Source organism: Pelagimonas sp. (genome assembly GCF_050633425.1).
Lineage (GTDB): Bacteria > Pseudomonadota > Alphaproteobacteria > Rhodobacterales > Rhodobacteraceae > Pelagimonas.
Genome location: NZ_JBOEGM010000008.1, coordinates 285778 through 302148, shown reverse-complemented (window position 1 = coordinate 302148; position 16371 = coordinate 285778). Strand labels below are relative to the sequence as shown.

Sequence of the window (16371 nt, the reverse complement as noted above, 5' to 3'; positions counted from 1 at the left end):
TTTAACGACTTCCGCTTTGCATTTTAACACTCCTTAAGGTGCCGTTAGACTATCTTAAATAGACCAACCCCAAGACAATCTCGCAAACGAGAAGACACTATGCTCCAAACACTTTTCCGCTTCCCATCATTGCAAAAACTAACACCACGAAGGTATGAGCGGTATTTGGCAACGTTCACCGCCCATGTCACCCTCAATAACAAAGAGTACCCGTGTAAAATTAGGGACGTTTCCGCCGCCGGAGCTATGGTAGAGTTTGCAGATGATCCGCGTCCATTTGACGAGATGGAAACAGTGAAATTTTCAGTCCCTGGGCATGGGGCATGCGACGCCAATTTGCGCTGGATCGAACCCTTTAAGGCCGGCCTGGAGTTTCGGATCACCGAAGCTGAAAAGGCCGCCTTGTCAGAATACCTTTATGCTCGACTGTCCGACCAGTTCTAACTCTGTGCTCTCATGGGACGCATGGGGCGGAAACCGAGATCCTAACGAACACGCAACTGAGCATCGCTTTCAACGCAGAAATGCGGGCAACCGGTGTTCTTTCAAGGAACGGCTCTCCTTTTGAAGGGCCGTGCCATTGACTGTCCTAGCCCGGTAGTCGCGGCCGCTCCTCACGTTCGGTCTCAAAAGCCAGTATGTGTTCTTCGATCGTCACACTGGGCTGTGTCCTTTAAGTTTTAATCAAAAAAACAATGGCACATCCCGCCGAAAAGACAGGACATTTACCTGATCTTGCAATAATGTGGCGACAAAGAGGCAGACAATCATACGAGGCATACGCCAATGGAACCGAAAACGGTCCGGCGTGCTCTGGGGGCAGGATTCCCCGCGCGCCATATTGCGCCAGAAGACGCTTGCAATGCGTTACCCACTGGAATGGTGGTTCTTACGCTTGACGGGGCCCTTCCGGTTGAATTTTTGAACGAAGGTGATCGGGTTATCAGCCGAAACAGTGGTGTTGCGACGCTCACCTCGATACGCCGCTGTAAACGCCGCGTGGAAGCGGTTGCCATTAAACCCGGCACCTTGGGAGTATCGCGGCCTGATCGCGACGCGCTCATCCCGGCACGACAAGAGGTTTTGGTGCGCGATTGGCGTGCCGCCACCTTGTTTGGGGCCTCTCAGGCCTTGGTGCCCGCCGCGCGATTGATCGATGGAGAATTCATTCGATCTGTTGGCGAGGTCGACCTTGATCTCTTTGAAATGCATTTCGACAACCCGCACATATTATATGCCGACGGGCTCGAATTGGCCTCAGCAACGCCAGCTTCGGTCATGGTCTGACATTTACAGGCTCAATTACAGGCCCAAGGCTCGAAAGACCTTGGGCAATTCTTCTGGCAAGTCTTCAGCAATCAAGCCCGGCCCGAAACTCCGCGCGCATTCAACATGCAACCAAACCGCCGCCTCAACCGCTTGGTGGAGCCCTATTGCAAACATTGGGTTGGCCAATATCCCTCCGATCATGCCGGCCAAAACATCCCCTGCCCCGGCAGTGCCCAACCAAGGAGCGCTGCGATGATACAAAGCAGAATGGAGCGATGCCCTCCCATTTGGGAACGCGATGACAGTCGCTTCCCCCTTGAGAAGAATGATCGCGCCACTGCGTTTTGCGGCCATGCGGGCTGCATCAATCTTGGACAGCCCCGGCGCATCTGTTTTGGCGTTTCGAACTTTTTCGGACAAATCTGGAAACAGCCGCGCAAACTCACCTTCATGCGGCGTTATAACAACATGCTGGCCACATAGGTCAAAGAGCTCCTGCGGATCGTCGGCAAAACAGCTGAGCGCATCCGCATCAAGCACAACCCGCCGATGCATACCACTAGAATTCAGTACAGCTTTCACCACTGAACGGGACCGATCATTTACCCCCATTCCCGGACCCAAGATCACCGAACTTATCCGATCATCTTCTAAGATGTTGAGCACGGAAACCGCATCGTCAAATCGCGACAACATAATCGCGTTCAACTGGGCGGCATTTTCTTGAACCGCAGATGGCGGAACCGCCAAAGTGACCAACCCCGCCCCCACACGCAATGCCGCCCGCGCAGCCATGCGCCCTGCGCCTCCTCGGCCCGGCCCACCTGCAAATACCAGGGCATGGCCACGATCGTATTTATGCCCTGGCCTTGCCAAATGTGTCGCAGATTTGAGCCAATGGGCCGTACTACCAAAAGCCTTGTGAGGGTCTACCAAATGCAGAACATCAAGGGCTTCGGCCAGCCCTGCCAAGTGGGGCGCGCTGCGATCCTTTGCGCCAATGTTCAGGGCAGAGTTCAGGGCAGTGTTCAGGCCAATATCGACGACCACGGGAGCCTTGGCACCAAATTCACCAAGGTAATGCCCTACCTTTGCGCGGTGAAAGGTGACACACAGATCGGGCTGCAACAAACGGGGATAGATGTCTTTGTGAAGGAAATCCGAGAAAGCCGTTTCCCCCTCGCCTTCGGGAGGTTGAGGCATCAAAAATCGCCCATTGTCCACGTCCAATCCCGAGGGTGCATCAACAGCGACCTTGTAAATAGCGCTGCGGCTTGATTGCGCGCCGTCGTGCGTCCGCCGAGCGCAAACCGCTTGATAGGCTTTGGCACAGTCAAGCGGGATCGGTCTTTTGACCCCCGTGCCAAACATTGCGTCGATTAAAACATCAGGCGGCTCCCCCAGTCCGGCCAGCTTGGGATCAATCTCACAAATGGCTCCTATCTTTCGCCATGCATCAAAATTGGTCTTTGCATCGGAAGGGATGTTGTTGACCGCGCCCCAAAAGAACACTTCGACCAGCCACCCCCGGGTTTTGAGCAAACGGGCGATGACAAATCCATCGCCGCCGTTATTGCCGGGCCCGCATAAAACCACCGCATGAAAAGGGCTTGGGCTCACCGACGAGGATAAGGGTGCATTTTGATCCGGGAATTCGCTGAGGATTGCGTCAACCACCCCCTGCCCCGCCCGTTCCATAAGCTGCAGACCAGATACCGACCCGCTGGAGATTGCAGCCCCTTCGAGGGAGCGCATCTGCGCAGCTGTCAGGAGTTCCGCCATTGATAAATCCTTCGCGATTCAATTTCGCTTACTTTTTGTGCAAAACGCCCACATTTCAGGCGTGCTGTTTTTTTCAGCATGTCATTTTCCACCTGCGTCACCCTACCCGATTGTCCCTGCCAAAGAGAAGTGGTCTCCCTCACTGCAAGAATCTGGAATTTCAGGAGAGGAGCTCTGGCCATGAAAAAGATCGAAGCGATCATCAAGCCGTTCAAACTCGATGAGGTCAAGGAAGCCCTGCAAGATGCAGGTATCCAAGGTCTCAGCGTAGTCGAAGTTAAAGGCTTTGGCCGTCAAAAAGGCCATACAGAGCTGTATCGCGGTGCAGAATACGTGGTCGATTTTCTTCCGAAAGTGAAAATCGAAATCGTGCTTGATGATGATCAAGTCGATGGTGCGATTGAAGCGATCACGTCAGCCGCCAAAACTGACAAAATCGGTGACGGCAAAATCTTTGTGTCCCCCGTGGAACAGGCGATCCGCATCCGCACCGGCGAATCCGGTTCAGACGCTCTGTAACCGCGACATCGTAAATCCAACATCCCGGAGTGCGCGAATTTTCGGCGAAAATTCGATCTCACTTCGGGCAAATCCTAAGAACAAAGCAACCAAGGGAATAGTGATATGAGCGCCAAAGATCTGCTCAAGTTGATCAAAGACGAGGACGTCGCTTACGTCGATATCCGTTTCACCGATCCGCGCGGCAAATTGCAGCACGTGACAGTTATGGAAGACCAGGTCGACGAAGACTTCCTCGAAGAAGGCTTCATGTTTGACGGCTCCTCCATCGCGGGCTGGAAATCTATCGAATCATCAGACATGAAACTGATGCCTGACTGTGACAGCGCCTATATTGACCCGTTCTACGCTGAAAAAACCGTCTGTGTTCATTGCTCGATCGTTGAGCCCGACACTGGTGAAGCCTATGAGCGTGACCCACGCGGCACCGCTCAAAAAGCCGAAGCTTACCTCAAGTCCTCGGGTATTGGCGACGTTGCTTACATGGGTCCAGAAGCGGAATTCTTCCTCTTTGACGACGTTCGTTTCTCGAATTCGATCAACAAAGTGTCCTACGAAGTCGACGCCATCGACGCCTCGTGGAACACTGATACCGAATACGAAATGGGCAACACGGGCCACCGTCCCGGCATCAAAGGCGGCTATTTCCCAGTAAACCCAACCGACGACGCACAGGACATCCGCTCTGAAATGCTGTCGACGATGAAGCGCCTCGGCATGAAAACCGACAAGCATCACCACGAAGTGGCGTCGTGCCAGCACGAGCTGGGTCTGATCTTTGACAGCCTGACCAAACAGGCCGATGAGCTGCAGAAATACAAATACGTGATCCACAACGTGGCTCAGGCGTATGGCAAGTCCGCGACCTTCATGCCCAAGCCGATCTACGGTGATAACGGCACAGGCATGCACGTAAACATGTCGATCTGGAAAGACGGCAAGCCATTGTTTGCTGGCGACAAATACGCGGATCTTTCCGAAGAAGCGCTGTATTTCATCGGCGGCATCCTCAAGCACGCCAAGACGCTGAACGCCTTCACCAACCCATCGACAAACAGCTACAAGCGTTTGATCCCAGGTTTCGAAGCCCCCGTTCTGCGCGCCTATTCGGCTCGTAACCGCTCGGGTTGTGTTCGTATTCCATGGACCGAAAGCCCAAAAGCCAAGCGCGTTGAGGCTCGTTTCCCTGATCCAGCCGCAAACCCATACCTGTGCTTTGCAGCCCTGCTGATGGCTGGCCTTGACGGCATCAAAAACAAGATCGATCCCGGCGAAGCCATGGACAAGAACTTGTATGATCTGCCTGCAGAAGAGCTGGCCGGTATCCCAACCGTTTGTGGCAGCCTGCGTGAAGCCATGGAATGCCTCGAAGCAGACCACGACTTCCTGATCGCCGGTGACGTGTTCACCAAAGATCAGATCGACGGCTATATCGCCCTGAAAATGGAAGAAATCGAGCTGTACGAACACACGCCTCACCCTGTTGAGTTTGGCATGTACTACAGCTGCTAATCCGTCATTGGATTGTAGATTTGGGAAGGCCTCCGATTTTCGGGGGCCTTTTCTTTTGGCGGCTCAGACCTGCGTTTGGCGCCACATTATTGCCTTGGATTTTATGAAAACCGCCGGTTGTTTGGGGCTTTTTTGTGGCTTTTAGGGTCAAAAATGCCGGAAACGCCACATTCAACTGGCTTTATGGCAATTCCAAGACAAATGGGTCGCACATCCGCCCCAGTTCCCAAGATCCTGCCCCGCCTCTGCCTTGCTTGCTTGGCACAATACCCGCTCAGGCAACCACCTACATAGGAGAGAGAGGGTATGAAACGCACATTGGCCACAACTGCCACGCTGATCTTTACTGAGGATCGCTTTGTGTCCCTGTCAAAGGTGTCGGAAATTCTGACTACATCCCTCTTGCGTGTTAAAGAGGTGGTTGCCGCCGTTGAGATCGCTCAAAACAGCCTGATCATCACCTGCAACCGGTATAGCGCCTATATTGAAGTGATTTACGGTGATCGCGAAACCAATCTGACCGTTTGCGTCTCGGAACGCCCGGATGATGACGAAACCAGCCAAGACGCGAAACGCGCCCATCTTGCTTTTTTGGTGTTTCCACTGGCCTTGAACCTACCCGCGACATTCATCGTCTGGCCAAGCTCAGATGTCCGCATTCCGCGGCTTCGTTTTGTCGAAGGCCTGGCCGACAGTTTCTCGCCACACCGTAACGAACCAACTCCGCAGGAGCCAAAAGTTCAGGATTTGCCCGACGAAGAAGATTTGCGCGATATTATCCGACGGGCGTCTGGATCGCTGACAGGTGCCAACAGTCTGGCGCGCCCACAAAGTCAGTCGATGTTCGAACGCATGGCAAAGGCCGCCCGGCCGGTTTTTGGCAACCTTCATTAAAAGGGGCATGCACGGCGGTTTCAGACGCATCTCTTTCGGGTCGGCGCAATGACTTTCATAAAAAAATCTTGGTTTGTCATGGCCAGATGGGTCAGGAATTCCCCCTTGGCCCCGCCCCCCGAAAGCGGTTAACGTCCCGGTGATTTTATACTTATTGCCGGAGAGCCACATGCGCCGCCTTGTTACCGCCCTTTGTCTATCGTTTCTGACTGCGGGCCCTGCCCTCGCCGCAAGCTGTGGCAATGACAGCTCAGGATTTAATGCCTGGAAATCGGAATTCGCACGCGAAGCGCAAGCCGCAGGTGTCAAGAAAAAGGGCATCGATGCGCTGATGGGATCAAGCTATTCCCATGGGACGATCAAAGCCGATCGCAGCCAAAAAGGTGTGAAGTACAGCTTTGAAAAGTTTGTGAAAATCCGCCTTGGCTCGCTTGATGGATTTGCGGCGACCGCTCGCAAACGCAAAGCCCGCAATGCCAATTTCTACGCCAGTTTGGAAAAACGATACGGGGTTCCGGCCGGTATCATTATCGCGATCCACGGTATGGAAACCGCTTACGGTAAATTCATGTGGCCAAAGAAAGCGCCGACTGTAGTCTCGTCGATCTTGACCGTGACCTATGATTGCCGCCGCTCGGATTTCTTCAAGCCACACGCCTTGGCAGCTTTGAAAATGGTAGATCGCGGCATGCTCAGCTCGAACCAAAAAGGTGCCTATCACGGTGAGTTGGGTCACACACAATTCTTGCCCGGCAATGCCATGCGGTATGGCGTTGATGGCAACGGCGACGGCCGGGTGGATTTTTATAACGAAGCAGACGCTCTGGCCTCAACCGCCAATTTCCTGCGTCAAAAAGGCTGGAAACCTGGCAAAGGCTATCAGGAAGGTCAGACCAACTATCGCGTTTTGAACGAATGGAACGCAGCCACGGTTTACCAGCAAGCCATCGCAGCCTCAGCCATTCGGATCGACAGATAAGGGTCCACTTTAATGGTTTACCCAGCGTTAACCATTGCGGCACAGATGGTCCGCTAAAATACTGTTAAAATCTTAATTGCGCCCGATTGTCACCCAAATCGGGCGCAATAACAGCTCCTCAAGATAACTGTTTATTTCTGTGAGGAAGCCTATGTACGCCACCGAGTATCCATATGCAGGGTTGATTTTGCCCGATGCACGGGATCTGGACCCTCGCCCATATTTGAATGCAGCGCGGCGTGTGTTGGCCAAATTGGATCCACACCCAAACGGCGGGTCACGGCTTAATGACAAGGCCGACACAGTGCGTGGGGGCTATTTTGGCCTACGTGTCACGCCGCAAGAAGACAGCGATTATGGGCCGCGTATGGTTCTGGAAGTGGTCACCAGCACCGGCACCCCGACAGAGGATGAGGCCGCCGCACAAATCTTGTCTGATACGGTTTTGAGCGCTCTCAAAGAATCCCCTGCTGACATCATCGAATGGTACTCGCCCGACGTATTGCTGGATGTCGAAGATTTTATTCGGTTGCGCAGTTATGTTTCGCCAAAACGCTCGCGTATCAAACCGACGCCGATCGCCCCCGCAGTTGAACAGGTTCAGCGGCCTGAGCCTGCGCGGTTGGACACGGCATGGGAGTCGCCCGAAGATGTCGCAGACGCCCTGATTTTGGGAGCGATGGACGAGGACCAAGATCGCGACACGCTTGCCAATCTCTATCACCAAACTGACGCGTCAGAGCCTCCTGCCGAAACACCTGCCGCACAGGACGACGACATGACACCGGGCCAATCCTCCCGTATGAGCGCGGCCGGCTGGCTCATTGCGGCGATTGTTTCGATTGTCTCACTTCCCGTCGGTATCGCGATGTTTATCATCGGTATTTTTCGCGGCATGGATTTTCGGCTGGTGTCGCAAGTGATGATTGTGACCATTCTATTTACGGTTCTCTATAACACGGACCGTCTTAGCTTGGTGCTGCGTCAGGTCATGCAATAGGCTTTCTGGGCATCTGAATGGCGCAATACAAAGCTGTGGATCGAAAACACCACAGCTTTTGTTTTTGGCAACCTAAGGATGCATTGACGTTCCGAGCGTAGAAATGCCTCGGTGCCCGCATCTGTCGGTTGACGAGGATCGTGAACCGATCTTGGCTGGAATAAATCCGGGGTGTCATTCCAAAGCGCATTCCAGCGCCATAGTGGCTTTTCCGGTTTAACCCCATCGAAAAGCCGCTGTACGCGCTTGGCGATCTCGTCGTTATATTCGGCGACGGCCCCATGAATATGCGTCAAGGGTCGCTCGATTTTTTCGGACAACAACCAACTGGCAGGAAAGCACAAAACTGCGGCTGTCAGGACATGTTCCCCGTCCATGTCTTGCAAGAGACACATGTCTTCTTGTACCAAACTTCCTATTGTTTCCAGCGGCCTGTCAATGTCCACTCGGAACTCGTGCCCGTCCGGGGCCAATATGCCACCCGGTGTGGTCTTAAATCCGTCAGGCAGGTGATCAAGCACCGTTTGCAACAGTTCCTGGGCCGCAGGCAACGCATTTGGAGTATAGGCAATGACGTCCTTTGGCTGATCTCGGATCAAAGCGCGACGCAGGGACATTTGTTCGCGATAGGCCTCATCAACATGCACCCATTTTCTGGGGTCCAAAGGCGCAATGCCCGGCAGCCGAACAGGTTTAGAAATATCAAACGGCAGCGAAGATTGTACAATTACAGGCTGATTTATCATACTAAGATCCAAAGGCGGTTTGCCCAGACCGCGAGGTTATTTCGGAACGGGATGCGAGAAACTCAAGCGCCTTGCGTCCAAGCCTAAGCACCGACTCGGACTGGCTAAAATTGGGCAAATCACCAAGTGGCACCCACCGCAGCGCTTTGGATTCAACCGAGGTTTCAAACTCCCACTGCGAAGATTGCAACAAGTAGCGCACGTCATAATGCAAATGCTCTGGTTCTTTGGCATTGGCCGGAATGCAGTGAATATCGAGATCAAAAACATCGGGGGACAGTAAGGTTAGTTTCGGCAAACCCGATTCCTCATAGGCTTCCTTCAGGGCGACGAATTGAACGTCAAAGAGACCGTCGCAATGACCGCCAAGTTGCAACCACCGATCTAACTTAGCGTGATGGGTCAACAAGGTTGCGGTCCTGTCTGGTGACAAAACAAAGGCCGAGCCGGTGACATGACCACCAATACATGGGTCGCGTGAAAAACTGGCACCACTATTGGCTTGGACAAAAGCCCTTAACCGATCAATTTCAGACCTTTCGCGCGCGTCATCATACATAAAAGGCCCAATATCATGCGGGTTAGTCATGTTTCGATCTCGTCAGTTTTGCCCAGAGCCCATTGTGGTCTGATCCGTTCTTGCCCAAGCTCCACACTGTTTGGGCGTAGGCTGGGCTTGTCAACACATGGTCGATCCCTATCGGCAGAGCAACTTTGGGCAAATGAAAGCTGCCTTGATAAGGACCAATGCGCTGCGTGCCAGAGGCGTCTGCGATCTGAGACACCGCGTGGGACCAAGCCACCGAATTGAAATCGCCAGCCAAAACCACATGGCCTTGCAAGCGTTTCAAGTCAGGGATCAGCTGGGCAATCTGGGCGGCCTGACCTTTGGGCCAAGGCCAATTCAGGTGCACAGAAACCAACCAAACCGGGCCATGTGGTGTTTCTAGCTGCAATCCCGCCAATCCGTCGCGCGCGGAACAAAACCCACTGTCCGGCACCGCGGGAAAGCGGGACAACACAGCTTCCCCTAGAAAATCACCCAATGGACAAAACTGTTGAGACGGGTAGTCGGGGAGTAAAAGGTCAAGAATAGGGCGATTGATGTCAGATACCTCTTGGAACGTGATGAAATCAGGCTGCAAGCGACCTAGGGTTTCGATGGCCCCCGCCCCACCATCCGTCCGATCAAACAAGAGGTTTTGTTGATACAAGGTGAAATCCTCGCCGCTCCCGCCGGTTTGCACCCCACGTACCACATGCACCGTCAGGACCGCCAAACACATCCCAACAAGGGGCCAACGAACGGCCCGTGGCCAGTTTGTCCAAATCACCGTTAGGGCACATAAGATTGTCAGTTCGACCCGGAAAACGGCGCAAGAATCGCCGATGGGATGAATGCGACCGCCAAACCCCAGCAAAACAAGGATCGCGCTCAGCACTGCAACAGCTTTCACCAAAACCATGAAACCTCTCACCTTCGTGTCATAACGCTGACACATCCCTTGCATGCAACGCATTCGACGATCAGTTTTAACGCAACACCAGACACACACAATCACAACAAACGGGGTCTGTGCCCTGTTGCGGGAAATACTATGCCAACTGAACGTATCACTTTCGAAGGGCACGAGGGCGCGCTTGCGGCGCGGCTTGACCTGCCTGACGGCCCTCACCTCGCCACTGCGCTGTTTGCGCATTGTTTCACTTGTGGCAAGGATATTCCCGCAGCACGGCGCATCGCGGCCAGACTTTCGGCGATGGGCATTGCGGTTTTGCGCTTTGATTTCACCGGGCTGGGCCATAGCGACGGCGAGTTCGCAAACACGACCTTCACGTCAAATGTGACCGACCTCAAGGCGGCGGCGGCCTATCTTGACGCGCGCGGCATGGCCCCCAGTTTGCTGATTGGCCATTCGCTGGGTGGTGCCGCCGTCTTGCGCGCCGCGCCCGAAATTGCCTCGGTTCGTGCCGTCACCACCATTGGGGCACCGTTTGATCCCGGCCACGTGACCCATAACTTTGGCGATGCCCTGGATGAAATCGTCTCCAAAGGCAAAGCGCAGGTGATGCTTGGCGGTCGTCCCATCACACTTGGGCGGGAATTTGTAGAGGACGTTCAGGCGGAAACTCTGGGGCCGATTATTGCGGGCATGAAACGCGCCCTCTTGGTCTTGCACGCCCCCCGCGATGAGATTGTCGACATTTCCAACGCGACCCAGATTTTCACCGCCGCCAAACACCCCAAGAGCTTTGTCACACTGGATGATGCAGACCATTTGGTCACGGATCCATGTGATGCGGAATATGCTGCCGATGTGATCGCGGCTTGGGCCGGACGGTATCTCGATCTTCGCAGCCCTGCCCCGCCAATTGGAGCGCCCGAAGGGGTGGTTCGCGTGTCCGAAGCGGATCCGGCGGGTTTCTTGCAAGATGTGCAAAACGGTCCGCACCACCATGCTGTGGCGGATGAACCTTTGGCTTATGGCGGCACCAATCGTGGCATGTCGCCTTATGGGTTTGTGGCGTCAGGTCTCGGGGCTTGCACTTCGATGACCATTCGGATGTATGCGCGCCGCAAGGGCTGGCCGCTGAGCGGGGTTTCGGTCGATGTTTTACATGACAAGGTTCATGCCCAAGACGCCGAAACAGCCAAGGACACTCGGGTTGATCGATTTGTGCGCCGGATCAGCCTTGAGGGTCCACTGACACAAGATCAGATCACCCGCTTGATGGAAATCGCGGACAAATGCCCTGTTCATCGCACTTTGGAACAGGGCGCGAGGATCGAAACGGAGCTGGTCTAACCCGCTATCCGGCTTCGTCCAAAAGCGTCAGCGCATGACGGAACATAAAATGAAACTCAGAGGCGTTTTGCGGCGTCATGCGCGACAGCAATAAAAAGCGATAATTGTCCGCATCCGCCAGACGCAACGCGCCACTGAGGGCCAAGATCCAGCTTTCATCAAAGCTGCGCGTGTCATGGCCGGGCGGGTGAAAGGCCGGGTCGCGGTTCAACAGACGCGGCAGCGCAAGAAGCATGTCGGCCACCGGTTCGCAGGATCGCGTGACCCCGGCCTGACCTAAATGCGCCGACACAATCCGCAATGTTTCCAACAACGGATCATAGCTGACATCCATATGTTGAACCCATAAACGTGACCAATACGCATGCGCCGCAAGCCGAGAAACCATTGCACCCTCCGTTACCTGAGTGTTTTTATAAACAATAAGCGACACAGATGCAACCGGGCGTTTTCGGCCTAGTCCCCGCTTAGAGCCGTTCAAAACGGAGCACTTCGGCAAAATAACTTGAACCCGTATTATTTTTAGCCAATTCTAAGACTTGTCGAGCAAAGCAAGTCAGCCATCACTGGTCAGCGACGGTTCCAAATTAGTCATCGCGACCCATCCGTCATTACGAAAGGATATTTCATTCTTGTTCGCGCTAGAATAATCGCAAATGGCGAATTGGTTTTCTTGAGTTTCACCGGACATCAAACAACAAACGCTGCCGTAAACGAAATGCAGCGGATGCGGTCGATGCCCGAGTATAGGCTCGGGATGCCCGAAATTGCCGATCTGTCAGGCATTACCGGGCATGACCTGAATTTCAACAATATGAAACGGCTTGCCATGTCCGCCAATATCGAAGGCAAAGAAAGCGGCGTGATCAAGAAAATCGGCATCTTTGCGCCTGATCCGGCCATCTATGGAATGGCGCGAATGTTTTCCACTCTGTCTGAACTGGAGCCTGGAAACGCCAAGGGGGCCGCATTTCAAACGCAGGAAGAAACGTTGCAATGGCTGGGGCGGCGCGAAACCAGTTTTCAGGAATTGCCTGATTACAACTTGGTTCACCAAGACGAGTAAGACAGGCTATCCGCTGTTTCGACCGCGTTTTACCTGCAAGCTGATACCCTGTCCCTTTGAACATGGTCCCTGTGATCATGCCCCACTGATCCCCCATCGTATCTGGCCCAACTGGCACCAAACAACGGCCCAACGCAAAACGCCCCGGACATCACATCCGGGGCGTTTTCTAGCTGTGCTATGATGCAAAGCTTAGTCGATGCGCTTGAGAAGCTCATCAAGGGAGGCTTTGGCATCGCCGTAATACATGCGGGTGTTTTCTTTGTAGAACAGCGGGTTTTCGATGCCGGAATAACCGGTACCCTGACCACGTTTCGACACAAACACCTGCTTGGCTTTCCAGCATTCCAGAACCGGCATGCCAGCGATGGGCGAATTGGGGTCTTCCTGCGCGGCCGGGTTCACAATGTCATTGGAGCCAATAACAATCGCAACGTCGGTGTCTGGGAAGTCCTCGTTGATCTCGTCCATTTCCAGCACGATGTCATAAGGCACTTTGGCTTCGGCCAAGAGCACGTTCATGTGCCCTGGCAGACGGCCCGCAACCGGGTGGATCGCGAAACGCACCTCTTTGCCAGCCGCACGCAGACGACGTGTCAGCTCGGCCACGTTTTGCTGGGCCTGAGCCACAGCCATGCCGTAACCGGGAATGATGACAACGCTGTCAGCATCTTCAAGCGCCTGAGCCACACCATCGGCGTCGATTGCGATCTGTTCGCCTTCGACTTCCATCGCCGGGCCGGTTGAGCCACCAAAACCACCAAGGATAACGCTGACGAACGAACGGTTCATCGCCTTACACATGATGTAGGACAGGATCGCGCCCGAGGAGCCAACCAAAGCACCAACCACGATCAAAAGATCGTTGCCGAGGCTAAAGCCAATCGCTGCCGCGGCCCAACCCGAATAGGAGTTCAGCATCGAGACAACCACCGGCATATCCGCGCCGCCGATCCCCATGATCAGGTGATAGCCGATAAAGAAGGCCAGAAGCGACATCACCAGCAACGTCCAACCGCCGCCTGAGCTCATGTAGATGACCAGCAAGATCAGCGACAGGATGGCTGCGCCCGCATTGAGCATATGACCGCCCGGCAGTTTGGTTGCCGAAGACGTCAGCTTGCCGGCAAGTTTGCCATAGGCCACGACGGAACCGGTAAAGGTCACGGCACCGATGAACACGCCAAGGAAAACCTCGACCTGAAGGATGCCGATTTCGACCGGTGTTTTATGCGCCACTTTGGCCGAGAAGCCTTTGAGCGCGTCAACGCCAGCTGCGTCGAGCCCGGCGACGTTGTTCATCACCAGCTCAGCGTTATAGCCAACAAACACCGCAGCCAAACCAACCAGCGCGTGCATACCCGCCACAAGCTCGGGCATTTGGGTCATTTCGACCTTGGTTGCCAGCATGTAACCGATGACACCGCCGCCTGCGATCAAAATGATCGACAGCCACCACAGACCGGCACCGGGGCCGATCAGCGTGGCGACAACCGCCAGCGCCATGCCCGCCATGCCGTACCATACGGCGCGTTTTGCGCTTTCTTGTCCAGACAATCCGCCCAAAGACAGGATGAAAAGGACAGCCGCGACCACATAAGCCGCTGTTGTAAATCCGTAATCCATTGTCCTCTACTCCTTAGGATTTCTGGAACATGGCAAGCATGCGCCGTGTCACGAGGAAGCCGCCAAAGATGTTCACTCCGGCAAAGAAGACCGAGATCGCGGCCAAGAGAACCACCAGGAACCCACCACCAGACCCGATTTGGGTCAAAGCGCCAAGAATGATGATCGAGGAAATCGCGTTGGTCACAGCCATCAAAGGTGTGTGCAAGCTGTGCGACACGTTCCAGATGACTTGGAAGCCGATAAAGACCGACAAAACAAACACGATAAAGTGCTGCATAAAGCTTGCTGGGGCGACGAGGCCGACACCAAGGATCACCGCAGCGCCAACTGCCAACAGGGTGACCTGCTGTTTGGTTTGTGCTTTGAATTCAGCAACTTCTTGGGCACGCTTTTCTTCTGGGGTCAGCTCAGGAACAACTTCCTTGGGCTTGGCCGCAATCGCAGCCACTTTGGGCGGCGGCGGTGGGAAGGTGATTTCGCCACCATGGGCAACAGTCGCGCCACGAATAACGTCATCTTCCATATCATGGTTAATCTGACCGTCCTTTTCAGGGGTCAAATCGGTCATCATATGGCGAATGTTGGTCGCATAGAGGGTCGAAGCTTGGGCTGCCATCCGGCTTGGGAAGTCAGTGTAGCCAATGATCGTCACACCATTTTCGGTGACGATCTTTTCGTCCATCACTGTGCCTTCGGCGTTGCCGCCTTTTTCCGCAGCCAGGTCAACAATGACCGAACCGGGCTTCATCGCAGCGATCATATCCTCGGTCCACAGCTTTGGAGCTGGGCGGTTGGGGATCAGAGCCGTGGTGATGACGATATCAACCTCAGGGGCCAATTCGCGGAATTTGGCAAGCTGTGCTTCGCGGAACTCGGGGCTCGACACGGCGGCGTACCCGCCGGTGGCTGCGCCATCCTGCTGCTCTTCTTCGAAGTCAAGATAGACAAACTCAGCGCCCATTGATTCGACTTGCTCGGCCACTTCCGGGCGCACGTCGAAGGCGTAAGTGATCGCCCCAAGCGAGGTCGATGTCCCGATTGCGGCCAAACCGGCCACACCGGCACCAACAACCAAAACCTTGGCCGGCGGCACTTTGCCCGCGGCGGTGATCTGACCGGTAAAGAAGCGGCCAAAGTTGTTGCCAGCCTCAATGACCGCACGATACCCGGCGATATTAGCCATGGATGACAGAGCATCCATTTTCTGGGCACGCGAAATACGCGGCACCATTTCCATGGCAATCACGCTTGCGCCCGAGGCTTTGGCTTGTTCCAAACCGGCTTCGTTGCCGCCTGGATTAAAGAATGTAATCAACGTCTTGTCCGCGGTCAGGCGGCCCAATTCGACGTCTTGTGGAATGCGAACCTTAGCGATGATGTCAGATGTCGTCCAAAGCGCATCCGCACCTTCAACAACCTCAACACCGGCAGCTGTGTAATCGGCATCCGAAAAACCGGCTTTCAGACCGGCTCCGGCTTCGATCACACAATCATAGCCAAGCTTCTGCAATTGACGCGCCGAATCCGGTGTCATCGCAACGCGATTCTCACCAGCTTCGACCTCTAACGGCGTCCCTATCTTCACGGTATTCCCCTTTATGCTCAGGTACTCCTACGCCCCTGATGAGGCGTTAATTCGCGTTTCGCCTTGACGAAAGGCACTGCAGCGACAGGCAGCGCGGGCTGTAAAGCACAACATGCAATAAAGTTAAAGCCATCTGCGTGTTTGTTGCGAAAAGCGCGTAAATTCGGCAACAAACTTTCGTCGTAATGCCGCTTCTTCAGGCTCAATAAAACGTTTCTCCAAGATCCAAACAAAAATTGGAATCAGCGGCAACGCCAAGACAGCGTCCCAATACAAGATGAACCCCATCAGGATCATGACATCGCCGAGGTAAATCGGATTGCGCGAGCGTTTGAAAATGCCGCTGCTCACCAGACGATCAGCGCTTTGATGCGGCATCAGGGTCGTGCGGTGGCGGCGCATCTCGTAAATGGCCAAGGCAGCAAATATCACTCCGCCCCCAACCAGCAGACCGCCCAATAAATCGGCCCAGCCCGGCCCAAAGCTCAATCCCATTGCAAAATGGGTCTTTTGCCACCACGCCAGCCCAAGCGCCGCAGCAAGCCAGACCGGCGGTACATCAATCCACTTCATGCCATCCCCA

The 16371-nt window shown here is 54.5% G+C and carries 17 protein-coding genes; 9 read left to right on the top strand and 8 right to left on the bottom strand.

Annotation, left to right across the window (positions count from 1 at the left end; genetic code table 11):
* Positions 1-99 precede the first annotated feature (99 nt).
* Together ACRBB0_RS06975 and ACRBB0_RS06970 are read left to right on the top strand one after the other, a co-directional pair.
* Entirely contained in the window at positions 100-444 is a 345-nt protein-coding gene (locus tag ACRBB0_RS06975; protein WP_431373686.1) for a PilZ domain-containing protein, read from the top strand.
* 342 nt (positions 445-786) lie between these two features.
* A complete protein-coding gene (locus ACRBB0_RS06970) occupies positions 787-1287 on the top strand; it encodes a Hint domain-containing protein (RefSeq protein ID WP_431373685.1) in 501 nt (166 codons plus the stop codon).
* A 15-nt stretch (positions 1288-1302) separates the two neighbouring features.
* Here the strand turns inward: ACRBB0_RS06970 and ACRBB0_RS06965 are convergent, their stop codons facing one another.
* Positions 1303-3051, bottom strand: coding sequence for an NAD(P)H-hydrate dehydratase (locus ACRBB0_RS06965; protein WP_431373684.1), 1749 nt, complete (start codon positions 3049-3051; stop codon positions 1303-1305).
* A 180-nt stretch (positions 3052-3231) separates the two neighbouring features.
* Between ACRBB0_RS06965 and ACRBB0_RS06960 the strand changes: the two genes are divergently transcribed.
* From ACRBB0_RS06960 to ACRBB0_RS06940, 5 genes are all read left to right on the top strand, one after another.
* Positions 3232-3570, top strand: a complete 339-nt coding sequence (locus ACRBB0_RS06960) for a P-II family nitrogen regulator (RefSeq protein WP_431373683.1) — start codon at positions 3232-3234, stop codon at positions 3568-3570.
* Between the two features lie 105 nt (positions 3571-3675).
* Positions 3676-5082, top strand: coding sequence for a type I glutamate--ammonia ligase (gene glnA / locus ACRBB0_RS06955; protein ID WP_431373682.1), 1407 nt, complete (start codon positions 3676-3678; stop codon positions 5080-5082).
* Positions 5083-5388: 306 nt separating this feature from the next.
* On the top strand, positions 5389-5976 hold the full coding sequence (locus ACRBB0_RS06950; protein WP_431373681.1) for a hypothetical protein: 588 nt from the start codon (positions 5389-5391) through the stop codon (positions 5974-5976).
* A 169-nt stretch (positions 5977-6145) separates the two neighbouring features.
* Positions 6146-6955 carry a lytic murein transglycosylase gene (locus ACRBB0_RS06945; RefSeq protein ID WP_431373680.1) on the top strand — a complete coding sequence of 270 codons (810 nt, stop codon included), beginning with the start codon at positions 6146-6148 and terminating at the stop codon, positions 6953-6955.
* A gap of 151 nt (positions 6956-7106) precedes the next feature.
* Positions 7107-7955, top strand: a complete 849-nt coding sequence (locus ACRBB0_RS06940; protein ID WP_431373679.1) for a hypothetical protein — start codon at positions 7107-7109, stop codon at positions 7953-7955.
* Here ACRBB0_RS06940 and ACRBB0_RS06935 read toward each other — a convergent pair.
* Genes ACRBB0_RS06935 through ACRBB0_RS06925 form a run of 3 tightly spaced genes read right to left on the bottom strand, consistent with a single transcriptional unit; the run spans position 7940 to position 10167 of the window.
* On the bottom strand, positions 7940-8701 hold the full coding sequence (locus ACRBB0_RS06935) for a heme-dependent oxidative N-demethylase family protein (RefSeq protein WP_431373678.1): 762 nt from the start codon (positions 8699-8701) through the stop codon (positions 7940-7942). The genes ACRBB0_RS06940 and ACRBB0_RS06935 overlap by 16 nt on opposite strands.
* A 1-nt stretch (position 8702) precedes the next feature.
* The gene (locus ACRBB0_RS06930) at positions 8703-9290 is read right to left on the bottom strand and encodes an NUDIX hydrolase (RefSeq protein WP_431373677.1); all 588 of its coding nucleotides are present in this window, start codon (positions 9288-9290) and stop codon (positions 8703-8705) included.
* Complete coding sequence (locus ACRBB0_RS06925; RefSeq protein WP_431373676.1) at positions 9283-10167, bottom strand: endonuclease/exonuclease/phosphatase family protein; 885 nt, start codon at positions 10165-10167, stop codon at positions 9283-9285. The genes ACRBB0_RS06930 and ACRBB0_RS06925 overlap by 8 nt, the downstream gene beginning before the upstream one ends.
* Positions 10168-10299: 132 nt before the next feature.
* Here ACRBB0_RS06925 and ACRBB0_RS06920 point away from each other — a divergent pair, with 132 nt between their 5' ends.
* Entirely contained in the window at positions 10300-11508 is a 1209-nt protein-coding gene (locus tag ACRBB0_RS06920; protein WP_431373675.1) for a bifunctional alpha/beta hydrolase/OsmC family protein, read from the top strand.
* 4 nt (positions 11509-11512) lie between these two features.
* Here ACRBB0_RS06920 and ACRBB0_RS06915 read toward each other — a convergent pair whose 3' ends face one another.
* Entirely contained in the window at positions 11513-11896 is a 384-nt protein-coding gene (locus ACRBB0_RS06915; RefSeq protein ID WP_431373674.1) for a hypothetical protein, read from the bottom strand.
* A gap of 348 nt (positions 11897-12244) precedes the next feature.
* Between ACRBB0_RS06915 and ACRBB0_RS06910 the strand changes: the two genes are divergently transcribed.
* Positions 12245-12574 carry a hypothetical protein gene (locus ACRBB0_RS06910; protein ID WP_431373673.1) on the top strand — a complete coding sequence of 110 codons (330 nt, stop codon included), beginning with the start codon at positions 12245-12247 and terminating at the stop codon, positions 12572-12574.
* A gap of 192 nt (positions 12575-12766) precedes the next feature.
* Here ACRBB0_RS06910 and ACRBB0_RS06905 read toward each other — a convergent pair whose 3' ends face one another.
* The 3 genes from ACRBB0_RS06905 to ACRBB0_RS06895 form a co-directional block, all read right to left on the bottom strand.
* Entirely contained in the window at positions 12767-14200 is a 1434-nt protein-coding gene (locus ACRBB0_RS06905; protein WP_431373672.1) for an NAD(P)(+) transhydrogenase (Re/Si-specific) subunit beta, read from the bottom strand.
* Positions 14201-14213: 13 nt separating this feature from the next.
* Positions 14214-15788, bottom strand: coding sequence for a Re/Si-specific NAD(P)(+) transhydrogenase subunit alpha (locus tag ACRBB0_RS06900; RefSeq protein WP_431373671.1), 1575 nt, complete (start codon positions 15786-15788; stop codon positions 14214-14216).
* Positions 15789-15911: 123 nt separating this feature from the next.
* On the bottom strand, positions 15912-16361 hold the full coding sequence (locus ACRBB0_RS06895) for a methyltransferase family protein (RefSeq protein ID WP_431373670.1): 450 nt from the start codon (positions 16359-16361) through the stop codon (positions 15912-15914).
* Positions 16362-16371: the final 10 nt, after the last annotated feature.

What these genes read in the sequence shown, in the direction of transcription:
- ACRBB0_RS06975 (WP_431373686.1), top strand. Translation starts at nt 100, where the DNA reads ATGCTCCAAACACTTTTCCGCTTCCCATCATTGCAAAAACTAACACCA.
- ACRBB0_RS06970 (WP_431373685.1), top strand. Translation starts at nt 787, where the DNA reads ATGGAACCGAAAACGGTCCGGCGTGCTCTGGGGGCAGGATTCCCCGCG.
- ACRBB0_RS06965 (WP_431373684.1), bottom strand. Translation starts at nt 3,051, where the DNA reads ATGGCGGAACTCCTGACAGCTGCGCAGATGCGCTCCCTCGAAGGGGCT.
- ACRBB0_RS06960 (WP_431373683.1), top strand. Translation starts at nt 3,232, where the DNA reads ATGAAAAAGATCGAAGCGATCATCAAGCCGTTCAAACTCGATGAGGTC.
- glnA (WP_431373682.1), top strand. Translation starts at nt 3,676, where the DNA reads ATGAGCGCCAAAGATCTGCTCAAGTTGATCAAAGACGAGGACGTCGCT.
- ACRBB0_RS06950 (WP_431373681.1), top strand. Translation starts at nt 5,389, where the DNA reads ATGAAACGCACATTGGCCACAACTGCCACGCTGATCTTTACTGAGGAT.
- ACRBB0_RS06945 (WP_431373680.1), top strand. Translation starts at nt 6,146, where the DNA reads ATGCGCCGCCTTGTTACCGCCCTTTGTCTATCGTTTCTGACTGCGGGC.
- ACRBB0_RS06940 (WP_431373679.1), top strand. Translation starts at nt 7,107, where the DNA reads ATGTACGCCACCGAGTATCCATATGCAGGGTTGATTTTGCCCGATGCA.
- ACRBB0_RS06935 (WP_431373678.1), bottom strand. Translation starts at nt 8,701, where the DNA reads ATGATAAATCAGCCTGTAATTGTACAATCTTCGCTGCCGTTTGATATT.
- ACRBB0_RS06930 (WP_431373677.1), bottom strand. Translation starts at nt 9,290, where the DNA reads ATGACTAACCCGCATGATATTGGGCCTTTTATGTATGATGACGCGCGC.
- ACRBB0_RS06925 (WP_431373676.1), bottom strand. Translation starts at nt 10,167, where the DNA reads ATGGTTTTGGTGAAAGCTGTTGCAGTGCTGAGCGCGATCCTTGTTTTG.
- ACRBB0_RS06920 (WP_431373675.1), top strand. Translation starts at nt 10,300, where the DNA reads ATGCCAACTGAACGTATCACTTTCGAAGGGCACGAGGGCGCGCTTGCG.
- ACRBB0_RS06915 (WP_431373674.1), bottom strand. Translation starts at nt 11,896, where the DNA reads ATGGTTTCTCGGCTTGCGGCGCATGCGTATTGGTCACGTTTATGGGTT.
- ACRBB0_RS06910 (WP_431373673.1), top strand. Translation starts at nt 12,245, where the DNA reads ATGCCCGAGTATAGGCTCGGGATGCCCGAAATTGCCGATCTGTCAGGC.
- ACRBB0_RS06905 (WP_431373672.1), bottom strand. Translation starts at nt 14,200, where the DNA reads ATGGATTACGGATTTACAACAGCGGCTTATGTGGTCGCGGCTGTCCTT.
- ACRBB0_RS06895 (WP_431373670.1), bottom strand. Translation starts at nt 16,361, where the DNA reads ATGAAGTGGATTGATGTACCGCCGGTCTGGCTTGCTGCGGCGCTTGGG.